The 25,103-nt window shown below is 71.1% G+C and carries 18 protein-coding genes; 12 read left to right on the top strand and 6 right to left on the bottom strand.

The window, feature by feature from the left end:
• Window positions 1-34 precede the first annotated feature (34 nt).
• The 3 genes from ACWGIH_RS23715 to ACWGIH_RS23725 all read right to left on the bottom strand — a co-directional run bounded on the left by ACWGIH_RS23715 (window position 35) and on the right by ACWGIH_RS23725 (window position 5,030).
• Window positions 35-3,448 carry a hypothetical protein gene (locus ACWGIH_RS23715; RefSeq protein WP_453442848.1) on the bottom strand — a complete coding sequence of 1,138 codons (3,414 nt, stop codon included), beginning with the start codon at window positions 3,446-3,448 and terminating at the stop codon, window positions 35-37.
• Window positions 3,449-3,640: 192 nt separating this feature from the next.
• Window positions 3,641-3,823 carry a hypothetical protein gene (locus tag ACWGIH_RS23720; RefSeq protein ID WP_361042450.1) on the bottom strand — a complete coding sequence of 61 codons (183 nt, stop codon included), beginning with the start codon at window positions 3,821-3,823 and terminating at the stop codon, window positions 3,641-3,643.
• 151 nt (window positions 3,824-3,974) lie between these two features.
• Window positions 3,975-5,030: an acyl-CoA desaturase gene (locus tag ACWGIH_RS23725; protein WP_453442850.1), complete on the bottom strand. Its 1,056-nt coding sequence runs from the start codon at window positions 5,028-5,030 to the stop codon at window positions 3,975-3,977.
• A 247-nt stretch (window positions 5,031-5,277) separates the two neighbouring features.
• Here ACWGIH_RS23725 and ACWGIH_RS23730 point away from each other — a divergent pair, with 247 nt between their 5' ends.
• The 3 genes from ACWGIH_RS23730 to ACWGIH_RS23740 all read left to right on the top strand — a co-directional run bounded on the left by ACWGIH_RS23730 (window position 5,278) and on the right by ACWGIH_RS23740 (window position 11,309).
• Window positions 5,278-8,154 (top strand): DEAD/DEAH box helicase, encoded by a 2,877-nt coding sequence (locus tag ACWGIH_RS23730; RefSeq protein ID WP_453442851.1) that lies wholly within the window; start codon window positions 5,278-5,280, stop codon window positions 8,152-8,154.
• The gene (locus ACWGIH_RS23735) at window positions 8,151-9,479 is read left to right on the top strand and encodes an SWIM zinc finger family protein (protein WP_453442852.1); all 1,329 of its coding nucleotides are present in this window, start codon (window positions 8,151-8,153) and stop codon (window positions 9,477-9,479) included. The genes ACWGIH_RS23730 and ACWGIH_RS23735 overlap by 4 nt, the downstream gene beginning before the upstream one ends.
• Before the next feature lie 477 nt (window positions 9,480-9,956).
• Window positions 9,957-11,309 carry an esterase-like activity of phytase family protein gene (locus tag ACWGIH_RS23740; RefSeq protein ID WP_453442854.1) on the top strand — a complete coding sequence of 451 codons (1,353 nt, stop codon included), beginning with the start codon at window positions 9,957-9,959 and terminating at the stop codon, window positions 11,307-11,309.
• A 27-nt stretch (window positions 11,310-11,336) separates the two neighbouring features.
• On the opposite strand, the gene ACWGIH_RS23745 is transcribed toward ACWGIH_RS23740, so the two are convergent.
• Both ACWGIH_RS23745 and xylA read right to left on the bottom strand, forming a co-directional pair.
• Complete coding sequence (locus tag ACWGIH_RS23745) at window positions 11,337-11,684, bottom strand: hypothetical protein (RefSeq protein ID WP_453442856.1); 348 nt, start codon at window positions 11,682-11,684, stop codon at window positions 11,337-11,339.
• Window positions 11,685-12,010: 326 nt separating this feature from the next.
• Window positions 12,011-13,177 (bottom strand): xylose isomerase, encoded by a 1,167-nt coding sequence (gene xylA, locus ACWGIH_RS23750; protein ID WP_453442858.1) that lies wholly within the window; start codon window positions 13,175-13,177, stop codon window positions 12,011-12,013.
• Between the two features lie 193 nt (window positions 13,178-13,370).
• Between xylA and xylB the strand changes: the two genes are divergently transcribed.
• Together xylB and ACWGIH_RS23760 are read left to right on the top strand one after the other, a co-directional pair.
• Window positions 13,371-14,834 (top strand): xylulokinase, encoded by a 1,464-nt coding sequence (gene xylB / locus ACWGIH_RS23755; RefSeq protein WP_453442860.1) that lies wholly within the window; start codon window positions 13,371-13,373, stop codon window positions 14,832-14,834.
• Window positions 14,835-14,862: 28 nt separating this feature from the next.
• Window positions 14,863-16,065, top strand: coding sequence for an ROK family protein (locus tag ACWGIH_RS23760; protein ID WP_453442862.1), 1,203 nt, complete (start codon window positions 14,863-14,865; stop codon window positions 16,063-16,065).
• 135 nt (window positions 16,066-16,200) lie between these two features.
• Here ACWGIH_RS23760 and ACWGIH_RS23765 read toward each other — a convergent pair whose 3' ends face one another.
• Window positions 16,201-16,701 carry a cupin domain-containing protein gene (locus tag ACWGIH_RS23765; RefSeq protein ID WP_453442863.1) on the bottom strand — a complete coding sequence of 167 codons (501 nt, stop codon included), beginning with the start codon at window positions 16,699-16,701 and terminating at the stop codon, window positions 16,201-16,203.
• A 123-nt stretch (window positions 16,702-16,824) separates the two neighbouring features.
• On the opposite strand from ACWGIH_RS23765, the gene ACWGIH_RS23770 reads away from it, so the two are divergent.
• From ACWGIH_RS23770 to ACWGIH_RS23800, 7 genes are all read left to right on the top strand, one after another.
• Window positions 16,825-17,715 carry a LysR substrate-binding domain-containing protein gene (locus ACWGIH_RS23770; protein WP_453442865.1) on the top strand — a complete coding sequence of 297 codons (891 nt, stop codon included), beginning with the start codon at window positions 16,825-16,827 and terminating at the stop codon, window positions 17,713-17,715.
• Between the two features lie 69 nt (window positions 17,716-17,784).
• Window positions 17,785-18,723 (top strand): MerR family transcriptional regulator, encoded by a 939-nt coding sequence (locus ACWGIH_RS23775; RefSeq protein ID WP_453442867.1) that lies wholly within the window; start codon window positions 17,785-17,787, stop codon window positions 18,721-18,723.
• Window positions 18,723-19,997, top strand: a complete 1,275-nt coding sequence (locus ACWGIH_RS23780; RefSeq protein WP_453442869.1) for an MFS transporter — start codon at window positions 18,723-18,725, stop codon at window positions 19,995-19,997. Before ACWGIH_RS23775 ends, ACWGIH_RS23780 begins: the two co-directional genes overlap by 1 nt.
• 169 nt (window positions 19,998-20,166) lie before the next feature.
• Entirely contained in the window at window positions 20,167-21,582 is a 1,416-nt protein-coding gene (locus ACWGIH_RS23785) for a tetratricopeptide repeat protein (RefSeq protein ID WP_453442871.1), read from the top strand.
• Window positions 21,583-22,035: 453 nt separating this feature from the next.
• Window positions 22,036-23,049, top strand: a complete 1,014-nt coding sequence (locus ACWGIH_RS23790) for an acetamidase/formamidase family protein (RefSeq protein WP_453442873.1) — start codon at window positions 22,036-22,038, stop codon at window positions 23,047-23,049.
• A gap of 39 nt (window positions 23,050-23,088) precedes the next feature.
• A complete protein-coding gene (locus ACWGIH_RS23795; RefSeq protein ID WP_453442875.1) occupies window positions 23,089-23,688 on the top strand; it encodes an N-acetylmuramoyl-L-alanine amidase in 600 nt (199 codons plus the stop codon).
• Between the two features lie 122 nt (window positions 23,689-23,810).
• On the top strand, window positions 23,811-25,067 hold the full coding sequence (locus tag ACWGIH_RS23800; protein WP_453442876.1) for a GAF domain-containing protein: 1,257 nt from the start codon (window positions 23,811-23,813) through the stop codon (window positions 25,065-25,067).
• The last annotated feature ends 36 nt before the right edge of the window (window positions 25,068-25,103 follow it).

The following is a 25,103-nucleotide window of genomic DNA, read 5'->3' on the forward strand; positions in this document are numbered from 1 at the left end:
CTGATCGACGCGAACCTGCGGGGTGCGCGACTCCTCAGAGGTCCTCCTCGGAGGCGAGGACGAACGCGCCCATCGCAGTGTCGTGGTCCGCGTGTTCGCGCAGCGCCACCAGTTCGGCGCGCCAGGACTTGTCCCACGACGTCGCACGGCCGCCGGCCCGCACCAGCGCGAGCGCCATCACCCCGGCCACCGGGGTCCCTCGCTCACGCAGCAGACGGGCGCCCGCGAGCAAGGCCGCACGCGCGCGTGGCGTCGGGACGTCGAGATGCAATGCGTTCGCCAGGGGCAGCCGTTCGGCGCGTTCCTCCACCAGATCCAGCAGCCGCTCCCAGCGCGCCGCGCGATGTCGGCCGTGGCGCACGGCGGCCAGCGCCGTGTCCCAGGTCAGTGCCGCCGCGTCGGGGTACAGGCCCACGGCATGCAACGCGTGGGCCACGGTGTCGGCGACGAGGAGCGTCCGAGCAGAGCCTCGCCGGACGCGCACGGCCTCGGCGATGCCGGAGAGCCGTCGGAGCGCGTCAGCGCGCACCCGCGGGTCCGACGTGCCGGCAAGGTCCTGGAGCCGCCGGATGACGCCCTCCAGGATGGGTCCTCCGACCGGCCCCGGAGGGAACCAGGCCAACTGCTGTGCGGCCGCGTCCCACTCCCGTCGACTCCGCCCCGGGTCCGTGGCGACGTCGGCGACGGCCCGCATGGCGTCGGCCGATCGAGGAGTGAACCAGGCGGGCAGGGCGCGGCACGCGGCGACCACGGTCTCTTCGTCGCCGGCCCTCACCAGACGGGCCAAGAAGTCCGCGTAGGCCTCTCCGACGGATTCGTTCACGCATCCCACGCGCGCGTGGATCACCGCTTCCCGTACGGCGGGTTGGTCCGCCGCCCGGGCCAGGCGGTCCGCGATGGCGGGACGGGCGATCGCGGCAAGGAGATGGCAGGCCACGACGGCGCGTACGTCGCGGTGTTGGTGCGGCGCGTCCCAGGCCGCCACCAGAGCGTCGAACGCCGCGTCACCGGTGAGCGCGCCAAGGGCGCGGACGGCTTCCTTGCGGGAGCCGACAGGGGCATCCGCCGCGCAGGCCACAGGGGTGAGCAGGGCGACCGCCTCCGAGTCCGGCACCACCGCCAGGAGCCGGCGTACGGCTGCCATGGCGGCTCGCCCCCGAACCCCGCCCGTCGCGGCGTGCCGAAACAGGGTGCCCAGCAGATGCTCGGTGGCAGGCGGCACGCCGTCCTGCGGCACACCGAGGACTCCGCCCAGCGCGCCGAGTGCCGCCGCGGCGACGGGTTGCGGCGCTGATTCCGCGAGTGCGGTCAGCAGCGCGGCGTCGCGTACCTGAGCTGCCGCGTCGGCACGGGTGCGCAGTGGAGCCGACTCGTCGGCCGCCACGCGCGCGTGGTGCTCGTCCCACGCGCGCCGTTGCGCCGGCAGCCAGCGACCGGTGACGCCTGCGTGCAGTCCCGCGGCCCAGGCGACGGCGCGGGGACGCGTGCGGCCGGTGAGACCGTCCCGAGCGGCGAGCAGCAGCGAGTCCAGCAGGTCGGTGCGCCGGGTGACGACGGTGCGCAGGATGACCGGCACCGACGCGAAAGACGCGTCTTGATTGATCAGTTCGGCACTGCGCCGCTCCCGCAGCTCCACCGGCCCCACCCAGGCGGCCGCCGCGCGAGCGGCGAGGTCCGGGTCGTCGGACTCCAACGCCATGGCATGCACCAGAGCGTCGAGTTCAGGCAGTGCGGTGAGGTGCGGTGCGAGGAGCTCCGCGAGGGCGGTGCGGAGGCCGGGAGGTGCGGGCGTGCCCTGCGATGCGGCGGACCAGACGGCACGCGCCGCTTCCTCACTGATCCGCAGCGGCGCGACGCTCTTGCGGGAGCGCGGGTCGGACATGACGTGGCAGAGCAGTTCCACCGCGTAGACCGCGCGGTGGTATCTGCCGGTCGCCGCGGCGCTCTCGGCGCAGCGGCGGAGCAGATGTTCCGCCGCGGTCAGGGTGTGGGTGGTCGAGTCGCGGGACTGGACGGTGGTCAGTGCCGCGTCACGCAGGACCCGGTCGGGCAGTGCCGCGAGCAGACGCGGGGGCGCCCCCGCGAGCTGCTGGAGGGCAGCCCTGCGTACCTCCTCCTGGTCGTGCCAGGCCCGCTCGCAGTCTTCCGCGATCCGCGCGAACTGCTCCGGGTCGCCTTCGAGTTCCGCGCAGGCGAGCAGCGCGGGCCAGGCCATCTGGCGCTGGTGGACGCGGTGCTGCCCGGCCATGTCGCGCAGCACCGGTTCTCCCAGGGCCAGCGGAAGGCCGACGGCAAGGCGGCTCAACGTCCACTCGCGACGTGCGAAGCGCTCCACCCAGGGCAGGACGAGCTCGGCCCGGTCAGCAGGGTCCAGGGCCACGAGTGTGGCCATGGGCAGGCTCCGCACCGAGCGGGGCCGGGCGGTGCGTTCCTGGACGAGGCGGCGCCGTTCCGGTGCGGGCAGCATGGCCACCAGGCTGTCGGGCTGGGTGTCGTGACGTCCCGGTCCTCGGTGTCCTGACTGCGTCACGGGGCAGCGACGGGCGAGTTCCAGCACATCCGCGGGCGGGAGTGCGCGCAGGGCTCGTCGGGTGGCGGGCGGCAACGCTCCGGCGGAGACGCGCAGTTCGCAGGGAGAGCCGTCCTGGTCGGGCGGGGCCGCGCGCAGGATCTCCAGGAGTGCGACCGGGTGACGCAGCAGCGTTCGGGCCGCTTGCGGGGTCAGGAGGTCGGGGGCCTTGGCCAGGAGCAGCAGTCCGGCCTCCGGGTCGCGCTGCGCGGCCACGCTCGCGATCGCCCGGTTGCGGCCCACGTAGCGATGGCGGTCGTGGTTGGCGTGGCTCTCGCCACGGGTGACGAGCAGTTGGGCCACGGCAAGTGGTGCGGTGCGGGTCAGTGCGCTCAGGACGCCGACGGGTGGATCGAGGCGGGGCAGCCATGCTCCGACCGTCTCGGCGGGGCATGCGGGCAGCAGGTGGGCGGCGTCCCGTGCACCGAACCGTTCGTGGACCTCGGGCAGCAGGCGTGCGGCGAGAACGCGCCGGTGGCTCAGGCGCAGGACGCGGTAGGTCTCGCGGCGTGCCTCCGCGATGTCACTCAAAGCGAGCTGTTCCAGGGCTGTTTCCGGCACGGGAAGCCGGATGGCCGCCGAGAGCGCGCGGCGGCGCAGGAAAGGATCGGCGAGGGCTTCGGCGAGGGTGGTGAGGTCACGCCGGGCCACGGCCAGGAAGAGGGCGGTGTGCCGTTCGTCAGGGGTGCCGGCGGCGAGGGCCGCGCGGAGTGTGCCGTACGCGTCTTCGGTGAGCGCCCGGGCATAACGGGCGAGGGCGCTCCTACGGGCGGGGAAGGGCAGTGGGTCGAAGTGAGCCGCCAGCCAGGCCGACGTCAGCGGCGCGGGAGTGGGCTGCGGCGGGAGGGGCGGCGTCTGCGACGCCTCGTGTGCGGCCATCAGCGATCACCGTGGGATCGCTGGGCCTCCTTTCGGGAAGTCATGTGCGCCATGGTCACCGCGCAACTGCCGGTGCGCAAGGGGTTTTCCGCTCGCGGCGCCGCCCTGGGCGGGACCGCGAGCGGAGAGCCGTCAGCGGCTGCTCGTCAGGCGACTTCTCACCGGTGTGCTTGCCCGCCGCGGGGTGCCCGATCAGTGACCGAGTTCCTTGCGCGAGACGCGGCGCAGCCTGCGCCGCTGTCCGGGGTCGAGGGTCAGATAGGCCGCGGCCGGGACTCCGAGCACGATCAGCAAGGCGGCCCACCAGGGCAGCCAGATCAACAGGATGAGTCCGGCCGCCACACCTCCTGCGGCAATCTTCGCGTTCTTCGACATGTGTGTCGCCTCCTTCGCGGCTGCTGCCGCTCTCTGTCTTGAGAAACGGGCTCGGGCCTCCCACGGTTCCAGACTCCTCCCCTGATAGACCCCTGAGGAGCGACCCTGACGTAACCCTGAGCCGCGGGGCCGCAGGGCGCGGCTCGCGTGGCTACTCGACCCGCAGCGGCTCGCCGACCTCGTACATGTGGCGCAATACCTGTCGGTAGGAGTCGATGAATCCGGCCTCCGCGTACGGCATGCCCAGCTCGGCGCAGTGGGCGCGGACCAGGGGCTGGGCGCGTCGCAAGCTGGGACGGGGCATGCTCGGGAAGAGGTGGTGCTCGATCTGGTAGTTGAGTCCGCCCAGGAACCAGTCGGTCAGCGCGCTGCCCCGGATGTTGCGGGAGGTGAGGACCTGGCGGCTGAGGTGGCCCCAGCGCTCCCCGTCGGGGTCGGGCATCTCCATGCCCTTGTGGTTGGGCGCGAAGGCCAGGCCGAGGTGCAGGCCGAAGAGCGCCTGGTGGATGGCGGCGAAGGCGAGGGCGTGCCCCACCGGCATGGTCACGAGCAGCAGGGTCACGTAACCGATGAGGTGGGCCACCAGGAGAAAGCCTTCGAGCAGCCGTTCGCGAGGGGCCTGGCGGCGCAGATCCTGGAAGCCGTAGATCTTCATGGCAACGCCCTGGAGCAGCGTCAGCGGGAAGAACAGCCAGGCCTGGTTGCGGGTGAGCCAGCGCCGGAAACCCACACGGACCTTGGCCTGCTTGCTCGTCCAGACGAGAACGTCCGCGGCGACGTCGGGGTCCTTCTCGATGTGGTTGGGGTTGGCGTGGTGGCGGTTGTGTTTGTCGTTCCACCAGGCCGAGCTCATCCCGAGGAGGAGGTTGCCGTGGATGAGCCCGATGGCGCGGCTCACGCCGCGCTCGCCGGTGATCTGGGAGTGCCCGGCGTCATGGCCTATGAACGCCGTACGGGCACACAGCGCAGCGAGGACGGGCGCGAGGAGGAGCACCCACCAGGAGCCGCCGACAAGGAACATCCCCGTCGCCACGGCGGCCAGGGCAGCGGCATTGACGGCGATGGTGCGGGCGTACCAGCCGGTGCGGCGGTCCAGGAGTCCCTGCTCCTTGACGGTGCGCAGGAGAGGCGCGAAATCGCTCCCGGCGGGCTGCCTCGTGGTGGTGCCTGGGGAACGTTCCGCGACTGCTGCGGCGGCCTGGGGCATGGTGGGGTCTCCGGTCTCTGACTGGATCGGGCTGACGTGACACAACGTATGAGCCCGTGACCTGGGACAACCATGGCGCCTTCACCCGTCTCGAGAGGGGGACAGCACCGCCCAGAAGGGGGGTTAGCTACACCCCCGGCACTTCGTGACGTGGATCACCCCGATATCACTCACGCCCGAGGTCCGACGTGTTGTACTCTCGGCCGCTCCAGTCCCAGTAGTCAAGTTTGAGGAATGCGCCATCGCCGTGCCAAGGCCCTCTGCCGCGTCACCTTCCGAGATCTCTGAACTGTCCCGCTGCTCCGTCCTGTTCGTCGCCGCCGACCCGGCACGCACCGGCCGGGTCGCGTTCTGGCACCCCGAGGGGGATGCGCCGCCCGCCTGCTCCGCGGGCACCGTCGAGGAACTGGCCATCGCGATGCCCGGCGACGAAGGAGTCCAGCTCAGCGACGTATCGGCAACAGTGCTTCCGATGCGCGCGGCGCTGCCCGTCCTGACACGCGCGCGTGCCTCGGCGGGCGTTCACCCGACGGCCGCGTTCTGGGGCACGGCGGGCCTGCTCGCACTGCAACTCGCCGCGCGCGGACTGCTGCTGCCCGGACTGACGTCGAGCGATCACGACGCATGGCGCTCGGGCCCGCTGGGCGCCGACGACCTGCGGCGCCTGCGCGACCTCGCCGCGGCGATGCCTCCCGCCGCGCACGCCCTTCCGCTGGAGCTGGAGGGCGGCTCCGAACCCCTGCGGCTGCCCGAACCCGAACGGCTGCTGCGCCAATTCCTGGACGCGGTGGCCGACACGCTGCCGCGCACCCCCGCCGCCTCACTGGCCGCGGGCGCTGCCCCCTTCGCCTCGCCACAGCCCCAGCGCATCCCCGAACAGCGCCCCTGGGCCAGCGATGTCGCCGCCGGGCACGACGCCGGCGTACGGATCTCGCTGCGCGTCGAAGTGCCAGGCCTGGTGTCCGACATCCCCGACGGAACCCGGTTGCCCTTCCGCGCCGTGCTGCAGCTGCACAGTGTCAGCGACCCCTCGCTCGTCGCGGACGCGGCCGAGGCATGGGCCGGCTCCGGCGCCTCGGGGCAGGCTTTCGGGCCTCGCTCACGGATGGACGCCCTGCTCGCGCTGCGACGCGCCACGCGCGCGTGGCCGCCGCTGGCCCCGCTGCTCTCGGCCACCGTCCCCGACGCGATCGAGCTCGCCGACGAAGAAGTCACCTCACTCCTGGGTGAGGGCTCCCGCATGCTCGCCACCGCGGGCGTCGAGGTGCACTGGCCCAAGGAGCTGGCGCGCAATCTGACCGCCCGTGCGGTCATCGGCCCGCCCGACGAGGACACCAAGAACCCCGACAAGCCGTCGTCGGACACGCCCTCGTACCTCTCCGCGGACGCGTTGCTCGCCTTCAACTGGCGGTTCGCACTGGGCGACCAACAGCTGTCCCGCGCAGAACTCGACCAGCTCGCCGAAGCCAACCGCCCCGTGGTGCGCCTGCGCGACCAGTGGGTGCTCATCGACCCCGAAGAGGCCCGGCGCGCTCGCGCGCACCAGGATCACAAGGTCACCCCGATCGACGCCCTGAGTGCCGTCCTGACGGGCACCACCGAACTGGCCGGGCAGCGCGTGGACGTCCAGCCGACTGGCTGGCTCGCCACGCTGCGCGAACGCCTCGCGGACCCCGAGGGCATGGAGCCCGTCGGTCAGCCCGAAGCGCTCGCCGCGAACCTGCGCGACTACCAGCTGCGCGGCCTGAACTGGCTGGCTCGGATGACCTCGCTGGGCCTGGGCGGTTGCCTCGCGGACGACATGGGTCTCGGCAAGACGATCACGCTCATCTCCCTGCATCTGCACCGGCAGACCCACGACGAGACCGCAGGGCCCACCCTTGTCGTGTGCCCCACCTCCCTCATGGGCAACTGGCAGCGCGAGATCGAGAAGTTCGCCCCCGGCACCCCCGTACGCCGATTCCACGGCTCTCGGCGCAGCCTGGAGAACCTCGCCGACGGGGAGTTCGTACTCACCACGTACGGCACGATGCGTCTTGACGCCGACAGCCTGGCGCACACCCCGTGGGGCATGGTCGTCGCCGACGAGGCCCAGCACGTCAAGAATCCGTACTCGGCCACCGCGAAGCAGCTGCGCACCATCGGCGCACGCGCGCGCGTGGCGCTCACCGGCACCCCCGTGGAGAACAACCTCTCCGAACTGTGGGCCATCCTCGACTGGACGACACCGGGCCTCCTCGGCAAGCTCGGCACCTTCCGCACCCGCTACGCCCAGGCCGTCGAGAGCGGCAAGGATCCGGCGGCCGCCGAACGGCTCGGCCAGCTCGTACGCCCCTTCCTGCTGCGCAGGCGCAAGTCCGACCCGGGCATCGCACCCGAACTGCCGCCCAAGACGGAGACCGACCGCGCCGTATCCCTCACCACGGAGCAGACGGGGCTCTACGAAGCCGTGGTGCGCGAGACCCTCGCCGAGATCGCCGGCGCCGACGGCTTCACCCGACGCGGCCTGATCGTCAAGCTGCTCACCGGCCTCAAGCAGATCTGCAACCACCCCGCGCAGTACCTCAAGGAGGACAAGCCGCGGATCGAGGGCCGTTCCGGAAAGCTGGAACTCCTCGACGAACTGCTCGACACGATCCTCTCCGAAGACGCGAGCGTGCTCATCTTCACGCAGTACGTCCAGATGGCGCGCCTCATCGAGCAGCACCTGGCGGCCCGGGGCACTCCGTCGCAGTTCCTGCACGGCGGCACGCCCATCGCGGCGCGCGAGGCGATGGTGGAGCGCTTCCAGGACGGCGTAGTCCCGGTCTTCCTGCTGTCGTTGAAGGCGGCGGGGACCGGCCTGAATCTGACGCGGGCCGAGCACGTCGTGCACTACGACCGCTGGTGGAACCCCGCCGTCGAGGCGCAGGCCACCGACCGGGCGTACCGCATCGGGCAGACGCAACCGGTGCAGGTGCACCGGTTGATCGCGGAGGGGACGATCGAGGACCGCATCGCCGACATGCTGCTGCGCAAGCGGGAGTTGGCGGACGCGGTGCTCGGTTCCGGCGAGGCGGCGCTGACCGAACTCACCGACGCCGAGCTGTCGGATCTGGTGGAGCTGCGAGGGGGGACTCGATGAGCGACGACACGTACGACGAGCAGAACGACGAAACGCGCGGGGGCAGCCAGTACGGGGAGGGCGCCTCCGACCACGAGCGCACCTTCGCCGCCCTGCCGGCCACACACGGCCGGGGGTTCGCGCAGAGCTGGTGGGGCCAGGCCTGGCTCAAGGCCCTTGAGGACACGGCCCTGGATCTGCAGCAGTTGAAGGCCGGACGCAGGTTCGCGCGCGCGGGAGCCGTGGGCGCGGTCTCGGTGCGCCCCGGCCGGATCACCGCCGTCGTCCAGGACCGCGACGGCACCCCACGCCGCTCCGACGTACTGCTGCAGCGACTCAGCGAGGACGAGTGGGACCGCTTCCTGGGCATGGCCGTCGAGCGGGCCGGGCACATCGCGGCGCTGCTCGACCGCGAGATGCCGCCGCACCTGGTGGAGGACGCGGCGGCAGCAGGCGTCGAACTCCTGCCCGGCATCGGCGACCTGGAGCCCCAATGCGACTGCGAGGCGTGGGACCACTGCGGGCACACCGCCGCGCTCTGCTACCAGGTGGCTCGGCTGCTCGACCAGGATCCGTTCGTGCTGTTCCTGATGCGGGGCCGTGCGGAGCGCGAGCTGCTGGACGAGTTGCAGGTACGCAGCGTGGCGCACACGGAGGCCGAGGAGGTGCCCGCGCAGGAGCAGGAGGGGGCCCAGGAGGGCGTGGACGCCGACGAGGCGTACGCGCAGGGGTCCATCCTGCCCCCGCTGCCCGAACTGCCTGCGCTGCCACCTGAGCCGGGCCTGCCGCCTTCGCTCGACACCGAGGAGGAGCCCGCCCCCGGTCTCGATGTGGCCGCGCTCGAATTCTTGGCGACGCAGGCGGCCGCGGAGGCACACCGGATGCTGGCCGAAGCGCTCTCCCCCGGGCACGAGCACCAGCCGGTCGAGGGGGAATTGACGCCGGAGGAGGACGCCGTACGCCTCGCCCTCTCGGCACCCGGACCGGTGACCGCGCGCCTCGCGACCGCCGCGGGCCGCGGCAAGGACGGCCTCGCGCTGGCCGTACGGGCCTGGGAGTACGGCGGCCCGGCAGCGCTGGCCGTTCTGGAGGAGGAATGGACTCCCGCGGCGGACGCGCTGGCACGCGCGCGTGCGGCGCTGGAAGCGGCGTGGGATGACGACGAGCGCCCCCAGCTGCGCGCCGCCCGCAATCGCTGGACCGTGGTCGGAAGCGACGCCCAGCTGCGGCACGGCACCGACGGCCGCTGGTGGCCCTACCGCAAGGAACGCGGTCGTTGGACCCCGGCGGGCCCCGCGGCCCACGACCCCGCGACAGCACTGGCCGCGGTGACCGGCGGCGAATAGGCCGGGCCGGTGCGGGCTTGTTCGCGGGCCCGCACCGAACCGGGCTCTCACAAACCCGCACCGGACCAGATAAATCACTCCTGCATGCAGCGCGGCGGCCCCGGCGTGTTCAAGCCGCTCGCGTGTGCGCCGGGAACACCGGCGCGAGCACTCCCCCCGGCCAGCGATTGAGCGCGGGCATGACATCCGAGAGTGTGGATCGCATCGGTTCAGGGGGTGCTGACCGCGACTGGACTCCCCCGTTCCGCAGGGCCCCGGAGTGTTGGAGCACGTCAGCGCGATCCAGGCGAAGGGGGGCGACCAGGGCCAGGTGCCCAACTGCCGCTGACCGGCCCGTGCATGACGACGGCGCTTCCCGCCCCTCGCGGGAGGCGCCGTCAGCGTGCCCCCTCACGTTCACCTTCCTGCCTCCCTGTGTTCGCGGCGACGGCGAAGTCTGATCGCTGTCACCGAACACTTGCACCACAGGAGGCACTCATGTCCCCGCACGCCGCCCGTAAGCGTCGCATCCGCCGTTCCGTCGCCGCGGGCGTGCCGATAGTTGTCATCGCCGCGATCGCGGTGACCGGGACCGCCACGGGCGCCCAGGCCGGCGGCAAGGAGAAGGCACCTCGGATCACCTCGACGGCGACACTCGGAGAGGTTCCCCTGGAGACCTTCAGCAACTCCCTGATGCCCGGCACGGTGAGCGACGACCGCGGTGTGAAGCTCGGCGGCATAGGCAGTGACATCTATCCGGCGGGCCGCAAGGGCGAGTACTGGACGGTCACCGATCGCGGGCCCAACGGCCAGATCAAGGTGGACGGCAAGAAGCGTCGCACTTTCCCCGTGCCGGGATTTGATCCGGCGATCGTGAAGATCCGCGTCTCCGGTGACACCGTCGAGGTCATCGACGCGCTCCCGCTGACGACGTCCTCCGGGAAGCCCGTCACGGGCCTGCCCAACCAGGAGGGGCGCGATGAGGCGCCGTACACGTACGACGCGAAGACGGCACTGACCTACGACCCGAACGGCCTCGACACCGAGGGCATCGTGCGGGCGCACGACGGCAGCTTCTGGCTGGTCGACGAGTACGGTCCCTCGCTCGTCCACGTCTCCGCGCGCGGGAAGGTGCTCAAGCGCTATGTCCCCGAGGGTCTCAAGCTGTCGGGCGCCGACTACCCGGTCACCGAGGCACTTCCGGGCATCCTGTTGCATCGCAAGGGCAACCGCGGCTTCGAGGGTCTCGCGCAACTGCCGGGCGGTGACCTGGTGATGGCGGTCCAGAGCCCCTTGTCGGTGCCGGACGAGGACGCGGGCGACGCGTCGCGGACGACGCGACTGCTGCGCTTCTCGCCGAAGAAGCAGGCGGTCACCGCCGAGTACGCCTACCGCTTCGACGCGGTGGATGTCGTCGACCCCGGCGAGGACGACACCTCCGAGTTGAAGATCTCCTCCGTGGTGGCCGTCGGCCGTGACCGGCTCATGGTCGAAGAGCGCACCGACAAGGCCGCACGACTGCACACGGTGAAGCTCGACCGCGGTTCCGACATCCTCGGCGAACAGTGGGACGACGCCGCCACGAAGCCCTCCTTGGAGCAGCTCGACGATCCGGCGGCCTCCGGAGTGCCCGTCCTGAAGAAGCGCCTGCTGGTCGACCTGGGTGGCATCGACGGCGTACCCGGCAAAATCGAGGGTGTGGCCCGCGTGAACAGTCGCACTCTCGCCCTCATCAATGACAACGACTTCGGGATGACGGACGGGGCGGAGGCATTCGACGAGGAGGGCCGGCTCGTGGACAGCGACGTGGAGACCACGGTGACGTACGTGCGGCTGCCGAAGGCCATCTGAGCTGCAGGCCCGTTTGCGACGCAGCGTTCAGGACGCCGGTTTGGTGACGTGCACCTTGAGGACGTAGTAGGGCACTTCGTTGTCCGCACCTGAGGGCACCAGGGAGTCCAGGCCGCTCGGCAATTCGCTGGGCAGCTCCGACGGAAGGCCGCTCGGCAGGTTCGAGGGGGCCTTAGTCGGCAGCTCTGTCGGCACGTCCGTCGGCAGCTCGGACGGGATCTGCGAGGGGATGCTCAGCGACGGCTCGGGCTTGCCGTCCGAGCTCTCGCTGCTCTCGGAAGGGCCCTTCGTGCCCGAGCCGTCACCGCTGGTGGCCACCAGGACTACGGCCACGACGGCTCCGATCGCGACGAGCACCGCGAGCAGGATGAACATCCCGCGCCTTCCGCCGGACGGCCCGCCCGGCGGCGGAGCAGGCGGCCACCCGTCCCCTCCAGGGGGCACATGGCCACCGCCCGCGGGAGGCCACCCCCCGCCGTCCGGGGGCGGTCCGAATCCGTCGCCCGGCGGCGGGCCATACCCACCCCCGGGCGGTCCGAAGCCCCCATCACCCGGAGGGGGCGGGCCACCCGGCGGAGGGGGAGGCGGCGGCGGTACGGGCGGCATGGCCATACCGTCCAGAGTCGCCTCGGGAGGGGCAAGATGCGACCCCTGCGGGCAAGTTGATACCTGCCGAGCGAGAACGGAGCTGGAGCTTCCGGTCAGCCTCGCGCGCCAAGGAGGTGATCCATGGCCAGCTGGTCGAGGTACTCGAAGGCCATGCCACGCTCTGCCGCCGACGTCACGTCGAAGTCCTCGAAGGCACCCCGGTCGGCGAGCAGACCACTGAGGCCGTCCTCGGCGGTCGGCAGGGACAGCTCGTCCAGGCGAGACGCCCGCAGGGCCTCCTGGACGTCCGGGTCGGCGCGGAACGCGGCCGCACGCTCCCGAAGGATCAGGTAGTTGCGCATGCAGCCGGCAGCCGACGCCCACACACCGGTGTAGTCCTCCGTACGCGGCGGCTTGAAGTCGAAGTGCCGCGGCCCTTCGTAGCCGCCCCGCTCCAGGAGGTCGACCAACCAGAAGGCGCTGCGCAGATCGCCCGCTCCGAAGCGCAGGTCCTGGTCGTACTTGATGCCGGTCTGGCCGTTGAGGTCGATGTGGAAGAGCTTGCCCGCCCACAGGGCCTGGGCGATGGAGTGCGGGAAGTTGAGGCCCGCCATCTGCTCGTGGCCCACTTCGGGGTTGACGCCGAACAGTTCGGAACGCTCCAGGCGCTCGATGAACGCGAGGGCATGCCCGACGGTGGGCAGCAGGATGTCGCCGCGGGGCTCGTTCGGCTTGGGCTCGATCGCGAAGCGCAGGTCGTACCCCTGCTCCGTCACGTAGTCGCCGAGCAGGTCGAAGGCCTCCTTCATGCGGTCGAGAGCGACGCGTACGTCCTTCGCCGCACCGGATTCCGCGCCTTCTCGGCCGCCCCACGCGACATAGGTGTGGGCGCCCAGCTCCACCGCGAGGTCGATGTTGCGGATGGTCTTGCGCAGCGCGTAGCGGCGCACGTCGCGGTCATTGGCGGTGAAGCCCCCGTCCTTGAAGACGGGGTGCGTGAAGAGGTTCGTGGTCGCCATCGGCACGACGAGGCCGGTCGCGTCCAGGGCCTGCCGGAAGCGCTTGATGTGCGACTCGCGCTCGGTGTCCGACGCGCCGAAGGGGATCAGGTCGTCGTCGTGGAAGGTCACTCCGTAGGCACCCAGTTCGGCCAGCTGCCGCACGGAGTCGGCCGGGTCGATGGCCTCCCTCGTCGCGTCACCGAACGGGTCCCTCCCCTGCCAGCCGACGGTCCACAGGCCGAAGGTGAACTTGTCCTCAGGAGTGGGCTGGTACGTCATTCTCAGCTCCCTTGATGACTGGTGCACGACTGTGCGGTCGAGCCGGGCACGGCTACGCGCCCGCTCATGTGCGGCTGCCGCGACTATTTCGTCATGGCACTAAACAAATTAGTATCCGAAGGCATCCCTGGGAAGGTCGGACGGAAAGAAGTCCGGGCATGCCCGGAAAGAGCCGCGGGAACGGAGACCCCCGATGTCATCAGCGCCAGCAGCCGACGGACCCCTCGTCGTCGGCGTGGACAGCTCCACGCAGTCCACCAAGGTCCTGGTCGTCGACGCCGCCACGGGCAGGGTGGTGGCAAGCGGTCAGGCCCCGCACAGCGTCAGCTCGGGCGCCGCCCGCGAGAGCGACCCCGAGGAGTGGTGGAACGCCCTGTGCTCGGCCCTCGAACAGTGCGGCACCGTGGCGCGTGAAGCCGCCGCGGTGTCGGTCGGCGGCCAGCAGCACGGCCTCGTCACACTGGACGCGCAGTCCAGGCCGGTGCGGCCCGCACTGCTGTGGAACGACGTGCGCTCTGCGGCGCAGGCCCGCACCCTGGTGGACCGGCTGGGCGGCCCCAAGGCGTGGGCCGAGCGCGTCGGCAGTGTGCCGGGGCCCTCCTTCACGGTGACCAAGTGGGCCTGGCTCACCGAGCACGAGCCCGAGGCGGCCCGAGCCACCGCAGCCGTGCGGCTCCCCCACGACTACCTCACCGAACGCCTCACGGGAAGCGGCACGACCGACCGGGGCGACGTCTCCGGAACGGGGTGGTGGGCATCGGCGACGGAAGCGTACGACGAGGAGATCCTGGGGCTCGTGGGCCTTGATCCCGAGCTGTTGCCGCGCGTGGTCAGGCCCGGCGAGGTCGCGGGCACCGTGCGCGGGAGCGGTGAACTTCCCTTCTCCAAGGGCACGCTGGTCGCCCCGGGGACCGGCGACAACGCGGCGGCGGCGCTCGGGCTCGGCCTGCGCCCCGGCACCCCGGTGCTGAGCCTGGGAACCTCGGGCACCGTGTACGCGGTGTCCACGCGGCGCCAGGCGGATCCGACCGGCACGGTGGCCGGATTCGCCGACGCACGCGGCGACTGGCTGCCGCTCGCCTGCACCCTCAACTGCACCCTGGCCGTGGACCGGGTGGCCGCGCTGCTGAGCCTCGACCGTGAGGCGGTGGAGGCCGGCGGCGCCGTAACCCTGCTGCCCTACCTCGACGGCGAGCGCACCCCCGACCTGCCGCACGCTTCGGGGCTGCTGCACGGCCTTCGGCACGACACGACTCCGGGGCAGCTGCTGCAGGCGGCCTACGACGGGGCCGTGCACTCGCTGCTCGGCGCCCTCGATCTGGTCCTGGACACGGACGCGGACCGCTCGGCTCCGTTGCTGCTCATCGGCGGCGGGGCGCGGGGCAGGGCCTGGCAGGACACCGTGCGGCGGCTTTCCGGACGGGCCGTTCAGGTGCCCGAGGCCAAGGAGCTGGTCGCGCTCGGTGCCGCCGCCCAGGCAGCGGGCCTCCTCACGGGTGAGGATCCGGCGGCCGTCGCACGCCGCTGGGGCACCGCCGAGGGGCCCGTACTGCCCCCCGTGGAGCGGGACGACTCGGCGCTCGCGCGGATCGCCGGGGTAGTCTCCGACGCGACGCCGCTGCTCGGCGCCGGGGGCCACGAGGACGCACGGCCATGAGGACGGAAGAACAGGGACTGACGGGGGCATGACCGCACCACCGCACGACGCGCACCGAGGCACGTCCGGAGTTCCGCTGCCCGACACCCAGCAGGGGATGCGCCGCCGCAACCTCTCGCGCGTCATGCACGCCGTCGCGGCGCACGGACCACTGTCCCGAGCCGCCGTGGCCAACCGGATCGGCCTGACGCGGGCAGCCGTCTCCACCCTGGTGGACGAGTTGATCCGCTCCGGGCTCCTGGACGAGCTGGGACCCGAGCGCCCCGGCAAGGTGGGGCGCCCCGGCTCCGCGCTCGCGGTGAGCAGAAGCGGGCCCGCCGGCATCGGTGCCGAAGTGGGCGTCGACCACCTCGCCGTGTGCGCGGTCGATCTGCGCGGAGAGGTACGCGTGCGTGCCGTGCGACAAGGGGACAACCGAGGACGCGCCCCGCAACCCGTCATCAAGGAACTCATCGCGCTGGTGCGGCAGGTGAGCGAGGAGGCCCGCCAGGCGGGGCTGCGTCCTGCGGGGCTGGCCCTTGCCGTCCCGGGCCTGGTCGCCCGCGATACGGGGGTGGCGGTGCGCGCCCCCAATCTCGACTGGCACGACGTCGACCTCGGCGCCCTGCTGCCGGGCGGGCTGCCCCTGACGGTGGACAACGAGGCCAACTTCGGAGCTCTGGCCGAGCTGTGGCTCGGCGACGAGGCGCCCCAGGACTTCCTCCACGTGTCGGCGGAGATCGGCATCGGAGCCGCGTTGGTCGTCGACGGGCGGCTGCTGCGCGGTACACGCGGCTTCGCGGGCGAGTTGGGACACGTACCGGTGTGGCCGGACGGCCCACCGTGCCCGTGCGGCGGGCGCGGTTGCCTGGAGCAGTACGCGGGCGAGGAAGCGGTGTGGCGTGCGGCGGGTCTTGATCCGGGTACGGACCGCGTCGGCCTGCTGGCGGAGCGCGCCGCGCAGGGCGAGGAGAACGTACGCCAGGCGCTGCACAGTGCGGGAGCCGCTCTGGGGATCGCGCTCACCGGCGCCGTGAATCTGCTCGATCCGCGTTCGGTGGTGCTCGGCGGCGCCCTGTCCCGGCTCGCGCCGTGGTTGCTGCCCTCTTTGGAGGGCGAGTTGAGACGCCGTACGGCGGGCACGGCCTGCGCTGTCACCGTTTCCGGGCTCGGTTCCGACGGTCCGCTGCTGGGGGCGGCGCACTCGGTCGTACGGGCGGTCCTGGATGATCCGGCGGGGGTGGCACCGTAGGGGGGCCTGTCCTCTCGTCGTCCTCCGTGTCGGCGCTCGCCCCTTCTCTCATGGGTGCTGACCGGCTGCTTCTCTAAGGTCCCCTGCTTGTCGATGGGCTCCTTGTGGCCCCCTCCGTTGCGGGCCGCCTTGCTGTCAGCGCCACTCCGCTTCCCCAGCGAAGTGCACGTCGTACTTGTCGTGCAGCTCATCCATGCTGTCCCACTCCGCCTCGCCTCTAGCGATGCGACCCAACTGCCGGAAGTATTCAAACCGTGCGATTCCCGGGGTGAGAACGGCGAAGAACTCCGCCGGGCCGTCGGCCGACGCTCCGAAGGCGTGCACCGTGCCCGGTGGGACCACGACGAGACCGCCCTCGCCCACGGCCGTAAGTACGCCGTCGATCAGGAACTCCATGGTTCCGTCGAGCACATGGAAGAGCTCGGTGGACAAACGGTGGTGATGCGGGCGCGTGCCGTCGGCACCGGCGGGCAGGGCGAGGCGATTGGCCCCCAGCAGTCCGCCGGTGGCAAGGCTGTCCTCCAGCAACCGGAACCGGCCGCCTCCGGGCAGCGACACTTCCTCCGCGTCGCGTGCGTGGACGATCAGGGCGTGCGGGTCGTGGGGCACGTCGTACTCCTCGTGGGCGCTGTGCATGCTCGTGAGGCACCAGTCCATCGCGGGAACACGAAGCGTCCAAGAAGCTGTTCATGAAGGCAGTGATCACTTGAGCCGATGAATGTGCTCGCGTGGACCGGATGCGGGAAGGGCGCGAACACAGTGGAGCTTCGGCAGCTGGAGTACTTCGTGGCGGTCGCGGACGAGGGCGGTTTCGGTCGGGCGGCCGTACGGCTGCACGTCGTACAGGCCTCAGTGAGTCAACAGGTCGCCCGTCTGGAGCGGGAGTTGGGCCTGCGCCTCTTCGACCGGACCACCCGCCGCGTCGGGCTCACGGCGGCCGGCGAACGATTGCTGCCGGAGGCAAGGGCCGCGCTCGCCTCCGCTGCCCGCGTGAGCCACGTGGCCGAGGAGATCGTCTCCGGCGCGGAGGGCGTGTTGCGTCTGGGCACCGCCCGAGCGTTCGCGGAACGCGTGCATCCGGCGCTCGATCTGCTGGCGGAACGCGTCCCGGGTCTACGGGTCCGGCTCGTCCAAGTGCCTCGGGAGGAGCGTATCGAGGCACTACGGAGCGGCGAGCTGGATGCCGCGCTCATCCGAGGCGCCCGTCCGCTGCCGGGGCTCTCCATGACGCCGGTCTGGGACGATCCGCTGATCGTCGCGCTGCCGGCCACTCATCCGCTGGCAGTCTTGCCCCGCTTCGAGCCCGCCGATCTCGCGGGCCTGCCGCTGCGGTTGGCCCCGCGGGAACGCAATCCGGCGTTTCACGATCTGGTGACGGAGCTGATGCGGCGCACGGGCATCGATGTGCCGACCGGCCCGCCCTTCACCACCTTGCAGGAAACCCTGGCGGCGATCGCCGCGGACTCGGCGAGCGGCGCACCGTCCTGGACCGTCTTCGACCTTGTGGGCGATCTCCCCCTGGCCCGGCGTATCGCCTTCGGGCCGCTGCTCGGCGCGCGCTCAGCCGTCAGCCTTGCCGTGCGGCCGGGGCCACTGTCCCCCGCGACGCGACATCTGCTCGACGCCTTGGAGGTCACGCGTGCGCAGTAAGTACTGGGCCCAACCCCCGGAAATGGGGGGACTTGAGTCTCCAGTAGGGGGAGACACGAAGGTGGGGCCATGAACGGCGACACGCTCCACTCGATCGGTGATCTGGCGCGGCGGACCGGACTGACGGTCAAGACCGTCCGGTTCTACTCCGACGCCGGGATCGTGCCGCCCACCGACCGCAGCCCGGCCGGCTACCGCCTGTACGGCACCGACGCCGTCGCCCGCCTCGACCTCGTACGCACCCTGCGCGACCTGGGTCTTGACCTGCCCACCATCCGGAAGGTCGTCGACCGGGAGGTCTCGCTCCCCGAGGTGGCCGCGGCACACGCGGACGCGCTGGAAGTGCAGATCAGAGTGCTGCGCCTGCGGCGCGCCGTCCTCACCGCGGTGGCCAAACGCGGCTCCACCCCTGAGGAGTTGGAACTCATGCACAAGCTGGCCAAGCTCTCCGAGGACGAACGCAATCGTCTGATCGACGACTTCCTGGACACCGTCTTCGACGGCCTGGACGACCACCCCGCCTTCGCGGCGGTCGCCCGCTCCCTCACGCCCGAGCTGCCGGACAACCCCGACGCAGAGCAGGTCGAGGCCTGGGTGGAGCTGGCCGAGCTGTTCCAGGACCCCGGGTTCCGCTCCACGATGCAGGGCATGGCCAGAGATCTGGCGGCCGACCGCGCCCCGGACAACGGCACCGGGCTGCCACGCATCCTCGCCGAGGCCATTCGCTCGCAGGTCGCGCCGGCCCTGGCGGCAGGCACCAAGCCGGCCTCGCCCGAGGCAGAGGTGATCGTCACGGCGCTCGCCGGGCACTACGCGCACATCCTGGGCATCCCTGACGACACCACCCTCCGCCGACGCCTGGTGTCCCGCCTTGCGGCCATGGACGACCCCCGGCGGGACCGATACCTGGTGCTGCTCGCGGTCATCAACGGGTGGCCCGCGCCCGACAGCCTGGCGCCGGCGCTCGACTGGATCGGCCGGGCCCTGCGTGCGCGACTGCCCCGGTAGTGGGCCGGACCGGCTCGATCGGCGCCGACCCCGCCAACCCGACCGCCCCCACCGAGGCTGCCGATGCGGCGCCCCGGCGTTTCCTCGCCGGCTACCGGGACCTGCTGGACGTACCCGGCTTCCGGCGACTCGCCGTGATCGGCATGACGTCGAAACTGCCGCCGAGCATGGTCGGCCTCGGCCTGCTGCTCCTGATCGGGCGAAACCACTCCTACGGAACCGCGGGGCTCGCGGTGAGTGCCCTGGCAGTCGGCCAGGGCGTCACCGCTCCCCTGCGCGGCCGACTCATCGACCGACATGCGCCACGACGGGTCCTGCCGTGGCTGCTGGCCGCATACCTGACGGCTGTTCTCCTGCTGATCGTGGTGGCGCGGGGCGGCGGGTCCGTCGTCGCGATCCTCGCGCTCGCCACGGCGATGGGTGCCAGCGCTCCCCCCGTCGCCGTCATGATGCGCTCGGTCTGGCACCTCTCCACTGGCGGCTCGCAGGACAGTTCCCCGGGCGGCGGGCTACTGGCCACGGCGATGGCTCTCGACTCGTCGATGACGGGCGCCGCCCTGGTCACCGGGCCTGTGCTCGCCAGTTGGCTGAGCCTGTCGATCTCACCGGTCGCGCCGTTCGCGGTCGTGGTGCTGCTGACGGCCGCTTCAGTCGGCCTCCTGATCAACTCGCCGGGCCCACCGTCACGCCCCACTCGGCCCGGACGTCGGCTCGTCCCTCTGACATCCGCTCCGCTGCGGCGCCTGCTGGCCGCTGACGCCCTCTTCGTCATGGCGGTGACCGCGGTCGACGTGGTGCTGCCGATCTACGCACGGGAGCACCACGCGGCAGGGCTGACCGGCCTGTACCTGGGGGCTCTTTCCGTCGGCAGCGTGCTGGGCAGCCTCGTTCTGGGTGCCGCGCCGAGGCTCCTCTCGCATGGTTCCAAGGTCTCCGTACTGCTCTGCGTCTTCGCGGCCGGGACGGGCGGGCTGGCGCTCACCACCGGAGTGTCGCCGCTTGCCGTGCTCCTGCTCTGCCCCCTGGCCGGGCTGATGATCGGCTGCACGTTCGCGGCGCTGCGCACGATTGGCGGCGACCTCGCGCCAGAGGGGCGCGTCACCGAGACGATGTCCTGGCTGAGCACCTCCGACATGGTCGGTGGAGCGGTGGGCGCTGCGGCCTTCGCACACATCGCAGCAGACCAGGGGAGCCGCACCGCACTGTTGCTGATCCCTGGGGTCGCCTTGCTGGCCGCGGCGATCAGTCGGAACACGCGTACGCGGAGACTGTGACGGGACCTCAGGCGGGACATGCGTCATGCAGCGCGGCTCTATGTCATTCCGGTGAACCGAGCGTCGCCCTCGTATCCCGCGGGCAGAACCCCGAAACTGGTCTGACTGAACAGACCGAGCCGAAATTGGATGGACCGGACAGAGCCGGCACGTGAGGGGACAGCGAGCGATGGAAATGGACCGGCACGCCCACGTCCTGAGCAGCACCAGCGAGGAAGCCACGCGCCACTACGAGCGAGCGCTCGACGCGCTGCTGTTCTTCCGGGCCGAAGTCGCCGACGAGGCAGAGGCCATGGTGGCGGCATCTCCCGATTCGGCGATGGCGCACGTCTTCGGCGCCTACCTCGGTCTTCTCGGCACCGAGGAGAAGGACGCGGCCGACGCCCGGCGTTCCTTCAGCGCCTTCCGAGCCGCGGCCGATTCCTCCGGGCTCTCGCCTCGCGAGTCGATGCACGCGGCGGCTGCCGAGACGTGGCTGAGCGGGGACATGCTGCGAGCCGGTCAGATCCTCGGCGAGATCAGCACCGAGTTCCCTCGCGACGCGCTCGCCCTGGCCGTCGGCCACCAGATCGACTTCTTCACCGGAGACGCGCAGCGGCTGCGTGACCGGATCGGTGGCGCGCTCTCCGCGTGGGACAGGGACGACCCGCACTTCGGTCCGCTGCAGGGGATGTACGCCTTCGGGCTCGAAGAGGCCGGGCACTACGGCCAAGCCGAGGAGATCGGACTTCAGGCGGTCGAACGTCACCCACGGGACGTGTGGGGCATCCATGCGGTCGTTCACACGTATGAAATGCGAGGAAGGTTCGGCCAGGGCATCCGCTACCTGGACGCGCGGACCGCGGACTGGGCCGACGGCAACTACCTCTCCGTCCACAACTCGTGGCACTACGCCCTGTACGCGCTGGAGGCGGGCAGCATCGAGCGGGTCCTCGGCGTCTACGACAACACCCTCCACAACGAGGCGTCGCAGGCCATCGCCATGGAACTCCTGGATGCCTCGGCCCTGTTGTGGCGGCTGCTCCTGGTGGACATCGACGTCGAATCCCGCTGGGCGGCGCTCGCCCGGGCATGGGCCGGGCGCAAGGACGGTGCCTACTACGCCTTCAACGACGTCCATGCGGTGATGGCGTACGTGGGGGCAGGGCGGCTCTCCGACGCCGAGCGGCTGGTGAAGGAGCGCGAGCACTGGCTCGACCGGACCGACCCGGCGGTGTCGAATCACGCCATGACACGCGAGATCGGCATCCCGGTGTGCCGCGCCCTCATCGCCCACGGCCAGCACCGGTACGCCCGGGTGGTGGAACTGCTGGCCCCGATCCGCCACCACCTCAATTCCTTCGGCGGCAGTCACGCGCAGCGCGACGCCATCCAGCGCACGCTCGTGGAAGCGGCCATCCGTTCCGGCCGACACGACCTGGCGCGCACCTTGCTCAGCGAACGCATCAACCTGCGTCCCATCTGCCCTTACAACTGGCGGGCCCGCGCCCGGCTGGCGGACCGCCTTGGCGACGCCGCTCAGGCTAAGTCCGCCCGCATCCGCGCGGAGGAACAGGCCGCGGCGGGTGCGGCTGTGCTGGGCTGAGGCGGGCTGGTTCGAGCTGGGGCGGCCGGTTGTTCTGGGTCGAGGCGGGTCGGCTCGGGCTGCGGCAGCGGGCCGTTCCGGGCTTAGGCAGGCCGGAACGAGCTCCGGCGAGCTGAGCCATCGCCTCGACTGACCCGGCGGCGCGCTCAGGTTTCCTCTGCGGTCTCGCCACCCTCAGGAGTGACCACGTTATCCACAATCACGGTGTCGTACACAGATTCCGATCCGGCCCTTCCACCTCAACCGGCCAGCGCCGTAACGTAATTGACGCGGGACACCATCGCCTTGGCGGCGGTTTTGTGTTCTCGCGGATCGGGGGATTCAGGTGTCGGGAGCAAGCCGTCGCGGGCTGTATCGCAGGGCCGTCGGGCCGCACCAGGCCCACGATTCCCCCACGGAGCGACAGAGAGCCCACGCGTTCCTCACGGAGCGACAGAGGAGAGCGGTCCAGCCATGAACCAGCCTCGCATCCTGACCGTGCGACCGGAGCCCGGCGAGTACGCGTGGACATTCGGCGGTGCGCCACCCGTGGCGCGGATCGCTCCGGGCACGGTGCTCGACCTGTACACGGAGGACTGCTTCGCCGGGAACGTGCGATCGGAGAAGGACCTGGTCTCCGAGGTCTGCCAGTTCCCGTTCCTGAATCCGCAGACCGGGCCCTTCCATGTCGAGGGAGCGGAACCCGGCGACACCGTCGCCGTGCACTTCGTGTCGATCGAACCGGCCCGCGACTGGGCGGCGTCCACCACGGTCCCCCTCTTCGGAGCGCTCACCTCCACCCACTCCACCGCCTCACTCCAGCCCCCGTTGCCCGAAACCGTATGGATATGGCAACTCGACCGGATCCGGCGCACCGCACATTTCAGCGCGCGTGACAGCGACTTCGAGATAGCTCTGCCGATGGATCCGATGCACGGCACGGTCGGCGTCGCACCGGCCAACCTGGAGGTGCGCTCGGCTCTCGTGCCCGACGCGCACGGCGGCAACATGGACACCCCCGAAATGCGGGCCGGGGTCACCTGCTACCTCGGGGTCAACGTGGAGGGCGCACTCCTGAGCCTGGGCGACGGACACGCCCGGCAGGGCGAGGGGGAAACCTGCGGAGTCGCCGTCGAGTGTGCGATGAACACAGTTGTGATCGTCGAACTCCTGAAGGGGATCTCCACGCCCTGGCCGCGCCTGGAATTCGACACCCACCTCATCTCCACCGGCTCGGCGCGCCCGCTGGAGGACGCCTTCCGAATATCCCAACTCGACCTGGTGCAGTGGTTGGTGCGCGACTACGGCTTCAGCGAGCTCGACGCCTATCAGTTCGCGACCCAGACCGTCGAGTCGCCGCTCGCCAACGTCTGCGACACCAACTACACGTGCGTGGCCAAGCTCCGCAAGGAGTGGCTGCCCGCGCGCGAGACTCACCGGGGGCTCCACGCGCGGCTGCGAGAGACGGCGGCGCTGCTGCCCCACTGAGAAGTCCAGCTGTTCCCCCCACCGAGAGGCAGGCCAGCCATGGATCGAGCAAGACGCTTCCCCACCAGGCGCAGGCTGTTGCAGGGCGCGGCGCTGGCCGCCGTCCCCACCGCGCTCCTCCCCGCCACCCGCGCCACGGCCCGGGCTCGGGTGGTCGACTATCCCCTCGCCGAGTGGGTCGCGGCAAGCAGTTCCAACTACACGGCCGCCAACCGCCCCAGCACATATCCCGTCGACTACGTGGTCGTCCACGTCACCCAGGAGACCTACGCCGACACCCTCGCCATCTTCCAGAACTCGGCGAAGAAGGTGTCGGCCCACTATGTGGTGCGTTCCAAGGACGGGCACATCGCCCAGTGCGTCCGCGAGCGGAATGTCGGATGGCACGCGGGCAACTGGGACTACAACACCAGAAGCATCGGCATCGAACACGAAGGATGGGTGGATCAGCCGGAGTACTTCACCGACGCGATGTACGAGCAGTCCGCGCTGCTGACCTCGGCCATCTGCGATACGTACGACATCCCCAAGAACCGCGAGCACATCATCGGGCACGTGGAAGTCCCCGGGGCCGACCACACCGATCCAGGTCAGCACTGGGACTGGACGCGTTACATCCGTCTGGTCAACTCCGCCTGACCGCCGTCGGCTCGCACCCCAACAGCTGTCGAGGCGCTCGTCAGGGCGGTTGTCGCAGCGCTTGTCGGGGCAGGCTCCCGGGGCGACGATGGCTGCATCCATCGCCGTCCCGGGAGGCAGAGTTGTCCGAACCATGGGTGGCCCTGGAAGCCGGCGCCGATCCTGCCGAGCGGGTGCGGGTGCTGCGGCACGCGCACGAGAGGTTCACCGAGGCGGGAACGCTCACACGACCGGTGCGTTCCGTGGTGGCCGATTCCTGGCGGCGCTCGGCCAGGGCCAGAGTCAGCCCGGAGGACACCGGCGCGGCGGTGGAGCTCACCGACGGCGACCTCGGTTCGTATCGCGCCGAGCATCCGCTGGCCGGGGTGATGCCGCTGTTCCGTGAGCTGATGGGCACGTTCGCGATGGACGGTGAACATCTGCTCGCGGTGTGCGACGCGCACGGCAGGCTGCTCTGGGTCGAGGGACACTCCGCGACCCGGCAGAAGGCGGGGCGGATGAACTTCGTTCCCGGCGCACGGTGGGCGGAGTCCGCGATGGGGACGAACGCTCCGGGGACGGCGGTGGCGGTGGACCGGCCGGTGCAGGTCTTCGCGGCCGAGCATTTCATCCGGCGCGTCCAGCCGTGGACGTGCGCTGCTGCCCCGGTGCACGATCCGCGGACCGGGCGGCTGCTCGGCGCTGTGGACATCACCGGGGGTGACGGGCTCGCGCATCCGCACAGTCTCGCCTTCGTACAGGCGGTGGCTCGGGCCGCGGAGTCACAACTGGCGCTGCTGGCACCGCCGCTGGAGAGCAGGGACTTCGTGGGTCTCACCGCGCTCGGGCGTGATGAGGCGTTGTTGCTGACCGGCGGTCGCAAGGTGCGGCTGAGCCGCAGGCACAGCGAGATCCTCGTCCTGCTGGCCCGCCGCCCGGAGGGGATGACCGGTGACGAGCTGTTGTGCTCGCTGTACGAGGACGAGTCGGTGACGCCGGTGACGCTGCGGGCCGAGTTGGCGCGGCTGCGGCGGCTTCTGGGGCCGGAGTTGCTGAGGTCACGCCCGTACAGGCTCTCGGTGGCGGTCGAGTCGGATGTCGACGCCGTCGAACGACATCTCGGGTCGGGGGCGGTCACGGCGGCCGCCGCCGCGTACGCGGGTCCGCTCCTGCCCACGTCGCAGGCACCCGCCGTGGCGCGGTTGCGGCGCAGGCTCGCTGATCAGCTGCGGGCCGCGCTCATCGCACGCCGCGACCCGGATCTCTTGGCGGACTGGGTGCACACGCCGTGGGGTGAGGACGACCTGACGGTGTGGCGAGCGCTGGCGCAGGTACGGTCGACGCCGCCGGTGCTTGCCCGGCTCAAGGAACTGGACGCGGAGTTGATCGAGACGAGATAGAAAGGCGCTGCGACCGCCGGGCACCACGTCAGCCTC

This window comes from Streptomyces sp. NPDC054872, from assembly GCF_053610705.1.

Excerpts from the sequence above, each read along its gene's own strand:
- ACWGIH_RS23795 (WP_453442875.1), top strand. The coding sequence starts at position 23,089 with ATGGATCGAGCAAGACGCTTCCCCACCAGGCGCAGGCTGTTGCAGGGC.
- ACWGIH_RS23715 (WP_453442848.1), bottom strand. The coding sequence starts at position 3,448 with ATGGCCGCACACGAGGCGTCGCAGACGCCGCCCCTCCCGCCGCAGCCC.
- ACWGIH_RS23765 (WP_453442863.1), bottom strand. The coding sequence starts at position 16,701 with ATGCACAGCGCCCACGAGGAGTACGACGTGCCCCACGACCCGCACGCC.
- xylA (WP_453442858.1), bottom strand. The coding sequence starts at position 13,177 with ATGACGTACCAGCCCACTCCTGAGGACAAGTTCACCTTCGGCCTGTGG.
- xylB (WP_453442860.1), top strand. The coding sequence starts at position 13,371 with ATGTCATCAGCGCCAGCAGCCGACGGACCCCTCGTCGTCGGCGTGGAC.
- ACWGIH_RS23725 (WP_453442850.1), bottom strand. The coding sequence starts at position 5,030 with ATGCCCCAGGCCGCCGCAGCAGTCGCGGAACGTTCCCCAGGCACCACC.
- ACWGIH_RS23745 (WP_453442856.1), bottom strand. The coding sequence starts at position 11,684 with ATGTTCATCCTGCTCGCGGTGCTCGTCGCGATCGGAGCCGTCGTGGCC.
- ACWGIH_RS23720 (WP_361042450.1), bottom strand. The coding sequence starts at position 3,823 with ATGTCGAAGAACGCGAAGATTGCCGCAGGAGGTGTGGCGGCCGGACTC.
- ACWGIH_RS23760 (WP_453442862.1), top strand. The coding sequence starts at position 14,863 with ATGACCGCACCACCGCACGACGCGCACCGAGGCACGTCCGGAGTTCCG.
- ACWGIH_RS23740 (WP_453442854.1), top strand. The coding sequence starts at position 9,957 with ATGTCCCCGCACGCCGCCCGTAAGCGTCGCATCCGCCGTTCCGTCGCC.
- ACWGIH_RS23785 (WP_453442871.1), top strand. The coding sequence starts at position 20,167 with ATGGAAATGGACCGGCACGCCCACGTCCTGAGCAGCACCAGCGAGGAA.
- ACWGIH_RS23735 (WP_453442852.1), top strand. The coding sequence starts at position 8,151 with ATGAGCGACGACACGTACGACGAGCAGAACGACGAAACGCGCGGGGGC.
- ACWGIH_RS23790 (WP_453442873.1), top strand. The coding sequence starts at position 22,036 with ATGAACCAGCCTCGCATCCTGACCGTGCGACCGGAGCCCGGCGAGTAC.
- ACWGIH_RS23775 (WP_453442867.1), top strand. The coding sequence starts at position 17,785 with ATGAACGGCGACACGCTCCACTCGATCGGTGATCTGGCGCGGCGGACC.